The following is a 13,440-nucleotide window of genomic DNA, read 5'->3' as shown; positions in this document are numbered from 1 at the left end:
TAATTGATAATAATAAAAAGTATAGGCTCCTATGACTAATTTTACCGATATAAGCGATATAGCTGATATATCTATACAGCCTTACTTATCCAATGAGTACCTAGATGAGTCACGTAACCGATTCGATACGCCTGAGAATGACGCTATGAGTGGAGTTATAAATGAGCAGAAGGTGGATGTGATACCGGCGGTAGATGTTGCATTGATGGGTCGGCATCTTATTGAAGCCTCAGCTGGTACAGGCAAGACTTGGACACTCACAGGCATTATGCTACGACTGCTCATTGAAGCGCGCCGTGCGCCAGAGCAGATCATTGCCACTACCTTTACTCGAGCCGCTGCCGCTGAGATGCGTCAGCGCATTCATGATCGTTTGATAGATTTTTATCAATTATTACAGTGGGTGAATAGTTTAAGTGCTGAACCCAATAACAAGGATGCTTTATATCCTGATGTACTACAGGTAACACCTGAAAGTAATAAGGATAAACAAGCAGGTAAAGGTTCAAGCGTTGATTCAAATGGTGGGACAGGGACGGATGAGTTCAATCAAGACATTGCTGCTGATAAGCAAGCGGCGGCTGAGAAACGTAAACAAGTAAGAAAAGATCGTGAAAACTGGCTAGTTAATCAGGCTAAATATGCACGCTTAGACGCCATTATGGACGATCCCATTAATCTGCATTTGACTGGGTTTTTACTTGATCATGTCCACAGCTATCCAATGGCGGAGGCCATTCGACGCACTGCGCTAGTACTAACCACGTTGGATAAGCTGTTTGTAGGCACACTCGACAGTTTGGCGCAAAAGTGGTTGATTGAATACAGTAGCGAGACCGGTCATCAGCAAGGTATGGCTATTATTGAAGACAGTAGTATTGAGCAGGTTACTGACAGTATTATTCATGATGAGCTGAGGCAGTTCCAAAGCAGACTGTATCACGAGGAGCCTAAACTATATGCGCTAATGGATCAGCAAGGTAAGCTGACTGCAGTTAGCGATCATAAAAAATATGTGACTCGTTCGCTTAACTTTATTTCAGCGCCGATTGATGACGTTGTAGTAAAGAGTTTTTCTTTTGAGGGCTATGAGCGGCTTATAAATACTATCATTGAGCGCAGCGATGAGCTTGATGTTTTTTTTAAGCCTGATGGCGAGTATTATGAAGTTCCGAAAGGTCAATTATTAAACAACAGAGACTCTTGGCCAAAAATCATCCAAACATTAGAAGATTCTGGCCCAACTGCTTATAAGTCTATATCAGACTCCAAAACTTATACAGGAAAGTTGATTGAGGCTTTTCAGAAAACGGATGATATAGGCAAGCAGTTCTATAAGCCAAAAGATGGTGAAAGAGTTAATTTAATATTTAACGAGTTGCAGGTCGTTCGTGATTTTAAACGGTATATCGAAGAAAGTAGAAAGCTAGATGAGTATGTCACGGCTATCTTAGCCAACCTTAATCGCTATATCGTGCTTGCGGTACGTGACAGGCTACCAGTTATCTTAGAAGAGCGCGGTGAGACGACCTTTAGTTTACAAATGGTGCGCTTAAATCAAGCGTTAACGGGTCGGCAAGGAGAGAAGCTAGCACGTTATATTCGTCATCATTATCCGGTTGCTCTGATTGATGAGTCGCAAGATATCAACGGCGAGCAAGCCATTATGATTGAAAGTATCTATCTGCCGAAAAGAAAACTTAAACACTCCGTTAGTGATAAAGCCAGTCATGAGTTTCTGTTATTAGTGGGTGATCCAAAGCAGGCCATTTACGGGTTTCGTGGCGGTGATGTGGCCAACTACAACTATATGAAAGCCCAGTTTGAGAAAAGTAGCCTTTGGACGCTCGATATTAACCGCCGCTCAAATGCTGGTGTAATTGATGCACTAAATTGCTGGTTTGGCATGCCAACGATAACGACTGCTGAGAATAAATTAGCACAGCTAGGTAGCAGTATTTATTATCAGCATATCAAAGCTTCTAAACCAGAAAACCAACTGTCTTGGTTTAATGAGCCAACTACTCAAAACAGTGCTTTAGTGACAGAAGTGCTTTCTGCTCAACCAGTGAGCTTGTTGCATCTACCTTATGATAAAGATAAAGAGCTTGAGTATGATGAGTTTGAAATCACCGCCCGTCATATAGCGACCTTGCTCATTAGTGGTCAGACCTTAAAAGGCAAACCGATTCAGCCTAGTGATATCGGTGTGCTGGCACGTACCAAAAAAGACTTAAAACGGGTTGAGGATGAGCTGGTAAAACTTAATGTGCCGACCTTGACCACCAGTGACGTCAGTATCTTTGAGACGATTATGGCAGAAGATGTGGCAGCATTGCTGAGTGCCATGCTATATCCGTATCGTCATGACATGATCAATCGGGTGCTGACTAGCCATCTGTATGGCCTGAGTATCAAAGAAGTCAAAGCCATGATGACTGACCATGAGTCAGGAGTAACAGAGGGTAGTCACTTAAGTAGCGCTAGTACGAAAGCAGTTAACAATAAAAAAAGCTATCAAGACTTTATTACCTACCTAAAACAAGCGGCTCAAAACTGGCAGCACTTTGGTGTTTTGTCAGCATTACATTACTTATTAGATAAAAACCCCGTGCAGCCGCAAGGCGTTTGGCAAGCTCTGGCAACTCATCCAGAAGGCGATCGTCACATTATGGATTTGCGTCATATGATGGATGTCTTGGCGCAGTATGGTATCGGCATGAGTGAGCACGAACTATTGGTTTGGTTTAGACAAAATATAGATGCTGCTCCCAATAGCGATTGGGCTAAGCAATACCCGCTACCGACAGAGTCTGGCGTGCAGCTTATGACCATCCACAAGTCCAAAGGGCTTGAGTTTCCCATTGTCTATGTATTGGGTATGGGCGATGCTAGTCGGAAGGCGGGCAATAATGAAAAGTTTGGGCTGTATCTATACAACGCCCAGCAAGCTCCGTCGATTTTAATGCAGCAATCGGCAGAGAATCAATCAACAGGTAACCAGCGTCGTTTCTCACCCGTACAAGGCTCTGTGACCACAGAAAGTCACTACACTGATATTGAGACACAAGAGGGCTTTGATGAGCTGCGACGGCTTGGTTATGTGGCATTTACGCGTGCCAGTGAGCAGCTTTATGTGGTGTTGCGAGATCCTAATAACAAAACAGGTTTTGAATTAAAGCCAGCGTTCTATTGGTTGGAATCACCAGAGGCAAAGTTTGATTTGCCTGATAGACTCAAAGGCACCATAGGCATCATTAGAGGGCATAATGTCAATGAGTTCTATAATAATGACAGTAACGGTGCTAATGCATTGGGCTTAGCGGGTAACGCAACGCTTGCCACTGCTAAATCTATAACTGAGACTATTGAGTACGCGCCTTTTGCAGAAGTTATGAAAACCAATTATTTTTATGGTTGGGCCAAGACCAGTTTTACGGCTTTAGCCCGTCAGCTAGATGAATCTACGCAGGCGCTGGCTGTAGTAGATGAACGTATGGATGATGCCATAGTCATTGATATGACAGAGTCGGTAGTATCGTCCAGTAATAGTGATTTTTTTGAACCAGCCAGTGAGTTGAGCCTCAAATCAGAGGATGATATCCGTTTTACTTTTGTCAAAGGCGCCAATGCTGGTACGTTTTTGCATGAAATATTTGAAAAAATTGATTTCAATAATAAATCGCAGTGGTCTCAGGTGATTGATAGGGCCGTTAGTAGTTATCAGCTGCCTTTGGTTTATAGTAGTGCTGAACAGCAAAGTCGACTATTACAAGCAAAGAATAGAGAAAATGGTCGTATACCTGACTTAGATTCAATAGATGCTACAAAGCATGAGGCATTACTTAACTGGATTGAAGAGGTTCTAAAGGCGCCGTTATTAGCGTCAAATCAACCGTTATGCTCTATCAATGCAAGTCAGCGGTTTGCTGAATTAGAGTTTAATATGGGGCTATCAGAGCGTTTTAAGGCGCAAGATATTAATAGCCTATTTCAGCAGTATCTCCCGAATGAAGCGGACAAACACGTCAATCTTGTTCCACAAAACAAAGCGCATTTGTATCGTTATCTGCGGGGTGAAATCGATTTGGTGTATGAGCATGCTGGCAAGTATTACGTTGTCGATTACAAGAGTAATTTTTTAGGAAATAGCCTAAGCGATTATGACGAAAGCACACTCAAACAAGCAATGTCAAAGGCAGGATATTGGTTACAGGCAGCGATTTATCAAGTCGCGTTACATCGTTTCCTTGCAATGAGAATTAGTGATTATGCAGGTAATGAAGATAAGTATCTTGGCGCTGTTGAGTATGTCTTTCTACGGGGCGTGTATGATTCAAATCCTCAAATAGCTGCTGATCTATTGCAAGATGTTAAAGAGGCTGATAATAGACACTCAATGCCCAACGACCGCTATGGATTAGTCACGTGGGATATTCCAATTGAGTTCATTAAGGCCCTAGATGCATTGTTTGGCCTGCCAGATTAGTGGGCCGTAAATAGCGAATTAAATAAGAAACAACCATGATAGCGATTAACTGGATAAAAATAGAGACAAGCATACTATGAGTAATAATAACAATAAGAGCAGAGCGGGCGTTAGCTTACAAGAAAGCTGGGCTAGTAACATCAGTAATTATATATTGCTGCGCCGTCAGCAAACGCACTTAGCGTATAACGTCACTGAGGCTAATGCTGATAGTAAGCAAATCGATAAGACGGAACAAAATGGCTTATTTACTGCTTTATTCGTTATGTTGGCCACTCATTTAGAAGAGGGACATACTGTACTCACCATTGAGGAAACTGAGCATGAAGTGCCGCTTAGCGGTCAAATCAATGGCGAGCTAATCACCCTATATGCCTGGCAGCAGCAACTATTAGAGATGCTAGCAACGCCCATTCTAGCACTGATTGACATTCAAACAGTTACTCAGCAAGAGGATGATTCTACAGCTGAGTTATCATTATTTATCCTGCTAGACATCATGTTTGGTAAGCGAGCTCAGCTATGGGCGCAGCTGGCACTCACCAATCGTGAAAAAGAGATACTTAGCAAACGCTTTGATGCGGTTGCTGCACTTTATCAGATAGTGAAAAACACGAATCTAAATTCCTTCATTCAGTCCATTCATGAGCATACTTTGTTCGCTGACGCTAATTCTAACGTGAATAATAAAAATAGCCTAAGCAAAAATAATCAACCTATTATGTATCAGCATATTAATAAACCAGAGGCTGATACACAAAATATTAAGATCACTTTTTGGTTACATCGAACTTGGCAAGCAGAATTCAACTTAGCACAGCACATTAATACTATTTTGAACCAACAGATAACCCCTTTAGAGATAGCAATACCGGAAAACCTACATGAGCAGCAGATAATGGCTATTAATGTCGCTAATAACAATGCCTTTAGCATTATTACTGGTGGTCCCGGTACAGGGAAGACCTATACGGTTGCTCAGTTAGTAATTGCTCTGCAACAAGCTACAGAGAGTGGGGGTGATGAGGATGGAAAAATTCGGTTCAGTACGGACAGTGCCAGCCTAGCCTTAGCAGCACCGACTGGTAAGGCTGCCCAGCGAATGCAAGAGTCTTTGCAAATGGCTCTAGATGGAGCGAATGTAGAGCTACAACTGCAAGAAGCCAAGACCATTCATCGCTTATTAGGCATTGGTCGAACAGGTAGACCCCGTTACAATGCAAATAATCCACTCGGCGAAGATATTATCATTGTCGATGAGGCGTCTATGTTGGGGGTGGAACTGGCTAATTACCTTGTGAGTGCGGTGAAACCAGGCGCAAGGCTTATATTGTTAGGAGATGCGAACCAGCTAGCCGCAGTAGATGCTGGGGCAGTATTGGCTGACTTATGCCGCATTCCATTGCTACAACCTATACATGCAAAGCTAACAGAGAGTCGCCGATTTAGCGCAGACTCAGGGATTGGGAAGCTTGCCAATCAAATTAATAAGACAGAGGCAGATACTCAAGCCATTTGGCAATTACTAAGACAGGACAAGGCACTGAGTTTTCAATATGTAAATACGTTGCAAACAGAGACAGTTATAGATAATAAGATACAAAATAGCCTAAGCAATTATAAAATTATTTCAAACCTCACTCTAAATTATTATTCATACCTAAATAAAGTTGAATCACTACTAAAGAATCCGGTAGAAAAATCCATGCCAGAATCAGTAAAAAGTACAATTACTTCATTAATGCAAACGTTTAACCAGTTTAGAGTCCTAAGTGCTGGTCATAATGGCGAGTGGGGTGATCACTACATTAATAATCATATCACTCAATGGCATCTTACTGAGCTAAAGCTACCGCTAGGTCAAAATACATGGTTTCATGGTCGTCCCGTTATGGTTTTACAAAACAACTATGAGCTGGGACTGTTTAATGGTGATATCGGTTTTTGCTTGCAAACAGGAGATGAAAGAAGCCGACTTGAGGTGTTCTTTGAGAATAAAGCACAGGGAATTGCTGTCAATCTGCTAAATGAAGACGTTATAGCCACAGCATATGCAATGACCATTCATAAATCGCAGGGGTCTGAGTTTGATCATGTGGCCATTACTTTTGATAATAGTCATGCAAGGCTTTTGAGCAAAGAGCTTATTTATACGGCGGTAACCCGTGCTAAAAAACAGGTGACCATATATAGTACAAAACATGCTTTCGAAAAAGCCGTTCAGACACCGACTGAGCGTCATACGGGTTTGGCACTGCAGTTTTAGTTAGTATTTATCGCATGTATTATCACACTCAAATACATATACTTATCAATAAGCAATAAAAAAGCACCCATTGGATGCTTTTTTACTATGCTATCAAGTCAATCAAAAACTGATTAAATCTTGTCTTCTTTAATAGCGTAGATACCAGGCAAATGACGTAAATAACCATGGAAGTCCATACCACAGCCATAAACATAGCGATCTGCAACATTAATACCAACGAAATCAACATCGAAACCTTTAACTTTACGATCATGCTCTTTATTAAGGAGAACACATGATTCAATCGATAAAGGTTTTTCCTTACTCAATTCTTCAACTACTGCTTTTAAGGTGATGCCTTCATCAAAAATATCATCGATCAATAAGACATGCTCGCCTTCAATGTTAACATCAGGCTTAAATTTCCAATCAAGCTCATTGGTTCCTTCGTTATCACGATAGCGCGATGCATGGATATAATGCATACGATGATAAAAAGTAAGGTGAGTCAGTAATTGACCGGCTGGGATAAGCCCGCCATTCATAACGACCATAACAATCGGATTTAGACCAGCATAGTGCAGATTAAGCTGTGCAGCTAAACGCTCATAAGCGGCAGCAACTTCTATACTGCTGATTAGGCATTCTGAGTTACGTAATGTTTTTTCAATTTCTTGATTGCTGATTTGGGTCATCGGACGTGCCTTTGGTAAAAAGTGCCGCTTATTTTAGCAAATTTTAGTGAATATGCCCAATGCCAACTGGCTTTTGAGGCAAAATTAATCAAATATTGGCGCTTATTCTGGCTTTTCTACGATAAAAGGGCGGTAATAATTCGCCAAACGATTCAATGAGCTGTCTGGCAAATCAGGTAACAACTTATTAAGTGCCATATTCATGCCTTTATCGATAGCTGCTTTGGCAACAGGTACAGATTTGCGTTTAATCATACCCAATTTTAAAGTTTCAGCAAAACGGCTAATAAAGTGAGTTAAAGTTTCTTCGTTCATGGTTTCAAGTGCGGTTTTAAATGCCTTGGTATCCACATGTTCAGGAGTAATGGCTGCAAAACCTTTTTGAATGATGGCAGTATGTTGTTCTGTGAGCTTAAAACCCACACGTTTTAGACCGTCATTATCGATAAAGGTTGCTCGATCTCTTAGAAAATGGAAGCTTGGCAATACTTCCTCGTTATTTTCTTTACCCAGCAAAATATTAAGCAAGGTATCGGTCGCACGTTCAACAGTGACAACCACTTTACGCATGGACGCTTGGCGTTCAGGATTTGGGATAATGTCAACCAGACCAACCAATAAATTATCAATAAGATCACGCGCAGTCTGATGCGTTAAAGCATCGCGATATGGGTAGTATGGTACTTCCTCATTCGATGCAACGATTTGCTCAGCTTCAACGATTAATACTTTTAATTTATCTGAAGGTACAAATCCAAAATAATGCGCCATTGTGCTTCCTTTATTTGTTGTTTTCGAGGTTTAACTAGCGTTACATTCTTCGTTAAATCGGTTAGTATTTAAATGGGTTGCCAACCAAAGATTCACCATATCATATACTGACTGATGACGTCTGCTAACTATAAAGTTCAGCCGTATTAATGGATGATGATATGACAAAATTTCTATCAACTGCGTAATTGCGTATGGTCAGGTGCTCTGAGTCACCCGCCGAAGACTAATTTAACATATTTTTTATATTCTAAATTAAAAAGCTTGAACTTATAAGGCTACCCATTACTTGTCTAAGGAGAGATAAGATGAATAGTGCAATCGTGCTATTGTTTGCTGTTGCCGCTATGCTTTGCGGTTATCTGTTTTACTCAAAATTTATCGCCACTAAAATTTTGGCATTGGATAATAGTATCCCCACGCCAGCACATACCATGAAGGATGGGGTAGATTATATTCCCACTAATAAATATGTGTTGTGGGGACATCATTTTACTTCAGTCGCAGGGGCAGCACCGATTATTGGTCCTGCCATTGCGGTTATTTGGGGCTGGGTACCTGCTATCATTTGGGTAGTATTAGGTACTATTTTTATGGCGGGTGTCCACGACATGTCTGCCATTTGGGCTAGTATGCGCAATCGAGGTCAATCGATTGGCTCGATTGCCGGTACGGTCATGGGTACACGTGTACGCAGCTTGATGATGATTGTCATCTTTTTATTATTACTCATGGTAAATGCGGTATTCGGCGTCGCTATTGCTAATATGATGATAAAAACCCCATCCGCTGTGCTGCCAGTTTGGGGCGCTTTGATAGTCGCGTTTATCATCGGTCAGTGCATTTATCGCTATAAGATGAATCTGGTTTGGGTATCAATCATTGGGGTTACGGCTTTATATGGGCTTATCTATCTCGGTCCTATGTTCCCCATTGTGTTACCTGAGACATTCTTAGGCTTACCTGACAATGCTGTTTGGATTATTATTTTGTTTGTCTATGCGGCAATCGCATCTTTGTTACCAGTCTGGATGCTGTTGCAGCCGCGCGATTACATCAATGGCTTGCAGTTATTTGTCGGTCTGATTTTATTATATGCCGCCATCTTTATTGCGACTCCTAATATTGTCGCGCCAGCGATCAACACAGCATTGCCAATCGGTACACCATCTATGCTGCCTTTATTGTTTGTGACCATTGCTTGTGGTGCAATCTCAGGCTTTCATGGTTTGGTAGCGACGGGTACGACGTCTAAGCAAATTGATAAAGAAGAAGATGTACGATTCGTTGGTTACTTCGGCGCCATGGGTGAGGGCATGCTAGCACTTGGTGCGATACTTGCGGCAACAGCAGGCTTTGCAACCCTTGGCGACTGGCAAGCCGTTTATCAAAAATTTGGCGACGGCTCTATTGGTGCCTTTATTGATGGCGGTGCAACCATACTGAATGCAGGCGTCGGCATTGATATGGTTTTATCGCAGACGATGCTAACAGTAATGGCAGCCTTGTTCGCTGGTACCACGATGGATACTGGGGTACGTTTGCAACGTTATATTTTCCAAGAGTTCGGTGAGATTTATAAACTGCCTGTACTGAATAAGAGTGTGGTGGCCACATTGCTTGCCGTTGGTAGCTGTCTATTATTAGCATTCGGTGCTGGTGGCATTGATGGTGCTGGTGGTATGATTATTTGGCCGTTATTTGGTACGACAAATCAGCTCATGGCTGCACTAACCTTGATGATTGTAACCGTTATCTTATTACGTAAAGGCAGACCAGTATGGTATACCTTAGGACCATTGTCGTTCTTACTGGTCATGACGGTTTTTGCATTATTGATTCAGCTAAAAACCTTTTTCAATGACGGTAACTGGCTGCTTATTATTATGGATATCATTATCTTGATAGCCACAATCTTAGTGACGTTTGAGAGTTTATCAGTACTCCGTAAAGAATGGTCGATACACAGAGGCAAAAGCAACCTCTAAGCCATGTTGAATGCCTAGTTAAATACTTACTGAATTACGATAAAAACGCTAGCAGCAATTGCTGGCGTTTTTTGTCTCATATAGGCATGATAGATAATAAGCATACTCAAAATAAGGGTCATTATGGAAAAGGCAGATATCACAAAATCTATAAAAAATATTGAGCCATGGTGGCAACGGTTTGCGGCTGGGTTAAACGAGTTTTATCATGCGCCGTATCGCCAGACGATGGCACGCGCCGCGCGTGATGAGGAAGATTTTTTTATGCTACTCATGTTTTCGGAAAGCTTAGGCATCGATAATCCTGCTAGCTTTTATACGCTAGAATTGCAGCCTTTGTTTTTAGAAAACTTCCATGAATGGCATACACGCATGGGCATGGATAGATGTCCCTTTGATCATGTTGGTTGTTGTTAGTTTCCTTTGAATTAATTAAAACGAGATAAAGTATGGCATTACATCCATTGCCTGCATTGCTAGAGCAATTAATGACACAGCCGATTATATTTATCGGTGGCAAAGGCGGAGTAGGTAAGACCACCACTGCCGCAGCGCTTGCCAGCTATTATGCCAATCAAGGCAAAAAGACACTGATTGTCTCGACCGATCCAGCACACAGCTTGGGCGATGTGTTAAACGTCGCGCTAAAAAATCAAAAAACAGTTGTAACCCCTTATTTGGACGCTATTGAACTAAACCCTGATATCATCGTTGATGAGCATTTTGCCCAAGTTGAACGCACCATTACCTCTTATGCCAATCCAGATATGATGCCAAAAATTCGCGAGCATCTACGGCTATCAAAATCAGCACCTGGTGCACAAGAAGCCGCGATGCTCGAATCCATGTGTCACCATCTAGTCGAAGCAGCAGATGCCGGCTATGAGCACGTCATTTTTGATACCGCACCGACGGGACATACACTGCGTTTATTAGTGCTGCCTGAGATGATGGGGGCATGGACGGATGGATTGCTAGCGCAGCAGCGGCGGCAGGCAAAACTGCGCTCGGTGGCAAATCATTTAGACAGTCACAATATAAAGAGCAGTCAAAACGACAATAATAAAAACGACTTAGCCAATCCATTTGCCGAAAAAAAGAATGATCGCTGGGAGCAAGCAGTATCTGTACTAGAAAAACGCAAACAGCTGTTTCGTCAGGCAGGGTTGCTGCTTCATGACCGTACACAAACCGCCATTGTATTAGTGATGACGGCTGACGTATTACCACTGGCTGAAACCAAGCGAGCGATAGAGCAGTTAGAAGACAGTAAGCTTATGCCAGCTGCGATTGTTATCAATCAGTTGATAGCTCCGACCCAGTCCGATACGTTTTGGCGTCGTCGTGCTGAGCGCCAACAGCAATTAATGCAAGATATTGAGCAAAGCTTTCCCAATTATCCGCTATACCCAATATATCTGCAACAAACGGACGTACGGGGTACTGATGCCTTAAGTGCATTAGTAAGCCCAGCATCATAAAGCCCGTCAGTAAGAGATATTATCTTTAACATGTTTATGCATTATGGCTGACCCTGATACGACGACAGCTTACTTGCCAGCGACCATGCCATATCTGCGCGTAATAACTGCGCCTGCTCAGACTTGCCACTACTGAGTGATGACCACTGCGGTTTGCCACGAGCTTTTTTTAGCTCACTGGGCAGTTTGTGCGTTGCCCATGGCGTTATAGCATTATTATTCCCAGCGTCAGTATCACCAATTGACGCCTCACCCTTATATATCAGCTGCGTAGCATCTGTTGCTGCATGCCCACGGTGACGTAGCGCAGTGAGCAAATCTATCGCCCGAGTAGCTAGCAGGGTCAATGTTGCAGGGTCGATATATAACCGCTTAACCCCTGATATTTTATCGGCGATACTGCCAGTATTGGATAGCAATCCACCTGCGATGCCACCGATGGCAGCACCCAACCCCAAGGTTGTACCAAGAGCCGCCGCATCAATCCCCAATCCTAGTAACGCGCCAGCCGCAGCGCCTGATGTGGTGCGAATGCCATAACTTTTGAGAAGCTCGGGGTCGAACGGGTCTTGCTGATAGGCCTGTAGCTCAAGTGGCGTTGCCGCTACATCATTGTCATAAAATTTATATAAACTCAGCAAATTATGCTGCATTGCGCGTTCGCTCTGTCTAACCGCTTCTTGCATTTGCTGTAATACTGGCATGGGATCATCATCTTCGCCAATTTCACGGACAAATGCTGCGACGTTTAACAAAAAATCTGCAATGATAATATTGGCTTCATCATATAACTGTGCCCAGTTTTCAGTGCGGCGCGCCATTAATTGCTCAAGCATCTCAGAGTGGGTAAGCATGGTGGCTAAATTCTTCCATAAACGCATCTCATCGTTAAATTCAAATGCCACTGAATCAAAGCGCGTCGAGATATGTAAGTTACGTCTTGCCAGCATAGTCTGCCAGTCATCAATATTGGCATCCTGAGCATCAGTGAAATTAAATACCGGCATAACAGGAATCGCGGCCCAAGATAAAATAGCCAATTCATCTCTATATTTACCGAGTACCGGCTCACGTGCATCGACAACATAGATGGCCATATCACTTGCCAGCAGCTGCCGAATCACTTTGGCTTCTTGGCTATAGTCCTCATTGCTACTTAGCGCATCACTACTTTGAGCAATATCAGCTGCCAAAAACTGTTGCAGGCGCTCAATACCATCACGGCGACTGGCAGTATTATCTTCAAGCCAATCCATCAGCCCTGATGCGTCCTCCAAACCTGGCGTGTCATATAGAGCCACCAATATTTCACCCGTTTGACTATCCGTCAGTTGGGCACGCTCTACATGACGGGTAGTTGCGGCTTCATTTTTTACTTCACCGAAGTAAACGTCACGCAATAGAGTACGTAATATAGAAGTTTTACCCGTATTGGTATGACCAACGACCGCAAGCTTTAATGCCTCACCACTAGCGATGGTTTTTTTAGCTGTCCTGTAGCTAGTCTCTGGTTCACTTGATGACTGTGGGGCTAATCCAGATGATGATGCTTGAGGATTGACCTCATGCGCTTTATCAGAAAAAAGCCCTGCAGGCTTATCAGTTTTTTGCAGACTGTTCTGCGCATTATTTCCCTGATTATTATTATCATTATTCATAATAGAATCTTATATTGATTGGTAGTATCCAAAAACATCATAGCCATTTATGGTAGAACAAATTGATCTATCTTTCGGTATGAGTTCAATAATCCATCGTCTAAAAAAAG

Annotated in this window: 8 protein-coding genes; 5 read left to right on the top strand and 3 right to left on the bottom strand. The window is 42.5% G+C overall.

Annotation, left to right across the window (positions count from 1 at the left end; translation table 11 throughout):
• Positions 1–31: 31 nt before the first annotated feature.
• Both JMX75_RS07075 and recD read left to right on the top strand, forming a co-directional pair.
• On the top strand, positions 32–4,489 hold the full coding sequence (locus tag JMX75_RS07075; protein WP_201531756.1) for a UvrD-helicase domain-containing protein: 4,458 nt from the start codon (positions 32–34) through the stop codon (positions 4,487–4,489).
• A 76-nt stretch (positions 4,490–4,565) separates the two neighbouring features.
• Positions 4,566–6,755 carry an exodeoxyribonuclease V subunit alpha gene (recD, locus tag JMX75_RS07070; RefSeq protein ID WP_201531754.1) on the top strand — a complete coding sequence of 730 codons (2,190 nt, stop codon included), beginning with the start codon at positions 4,566–4,568 and terminating at the stop codon, positions 6,753–6,755.
• 113 nt (positions 6,756–6,868) lie between these two features.
• Here recD and JMX75_RS07065 read toward each other — a convergent pair whose 3' ends face one another.
• Positions 6,869–7,432, bottom strand: a complete 564-nt coding sequence (locus JMX75_RS07065) for a hypoxanthine-guanine phosphoribosyltransferase (RefSeq protein ID WP_011513626.1) — start codon at positions 7,430–7,432, stop codon at positions 6,869–6,871.
• Between the two features lie 102 nt (positions 7,433–7,534).
• Entirely contained in the window at positions 7,535–8,203 is a 669-nt protein-coding gene (locus tag JMX75_RS07060) for a hypothetical protein (RefSeq protein WP_201531752.1), read from the bottom strand.
• A 308-nt stretch (positions 8,204–8,511) separates the two neighbouring features.
• On the opposite strand from JMX75_RS07060, the gene JMX75_RS07055 reads away from it, so the two are divergent.
• The 3 genes from JMX75_RS07055 (at position 8,512) to JMX75_RS07045 (ending at position 11,672) form a co-directional block, all read left to right on the top strand.
• Positions 8,512–10,191 (top strand): carbon starvation protein A, encoded by a 1,680-nt coding sequence (locus JMX75_RS07055; protein WP_011513628.1) that lies wholly within the window; start codon positions 8,512–8,514, stop codon positions 10,189–10,191.
• Positions 10,192–10,314: 123 nt separating this feature from the next.
• Entirely contained in the window at positions 10,315–10,608 is a 294-nt protein-coding gene (locus JMX75_RS07050; protein WP_201531750.1) for a cory-CC-star protein, read from the top strand.
• A 32-nt stretch (positions 10,609–10,640) separates the two neighbouring features.
• On the top strand, positions 10,641–11,672 hold the full coding sequence (locus JMX75_RS07045) for an ArsA family ATPase (RefSeq protein WP_201531748.1): 1,032 nt from the start codon (positions 10,641–10,643) through the stop codon (positions 11,670–11,672).
• Positions 11,673–11,713: 41 nt separating this feature from the next.
• On the opposite strand, the gene JMX75_RS07040 is transcribed toward JMX75_RS07045, so the two are convergent.
• Positions 11,714–13,330 carry a DUF3482 domain-containing protein gene (locus JMX75_RS07040; protein WP_201531746.1) on the bottom strand — a complete coding sequence of 539 codons (1,617 nt, stop codon included), beginning with the start codon at positions 13,328–13,330 and terminating at the stop codon, positions 11,714–11,716.
• Positions 13,331–13,440 lie beyond the last annotated feature (110 nt).

The organism is Psychrobacter sp. LFX-11D, from assembly GCF_904846475.1.
In the GTDB taxonomy this organism is placed as follows: domain Bacteria; phylum Pseudomonadota; class Gammaproteobacteria; order Pseudomonadales; family Moraxellaceae; genus Psychrobacter; species Psychrobacter cryohalolentis.
Note: the sequence above shows the minus strand (reverse complement) of the source record. Positions and strands in the feature narration are given on the sequence as shown.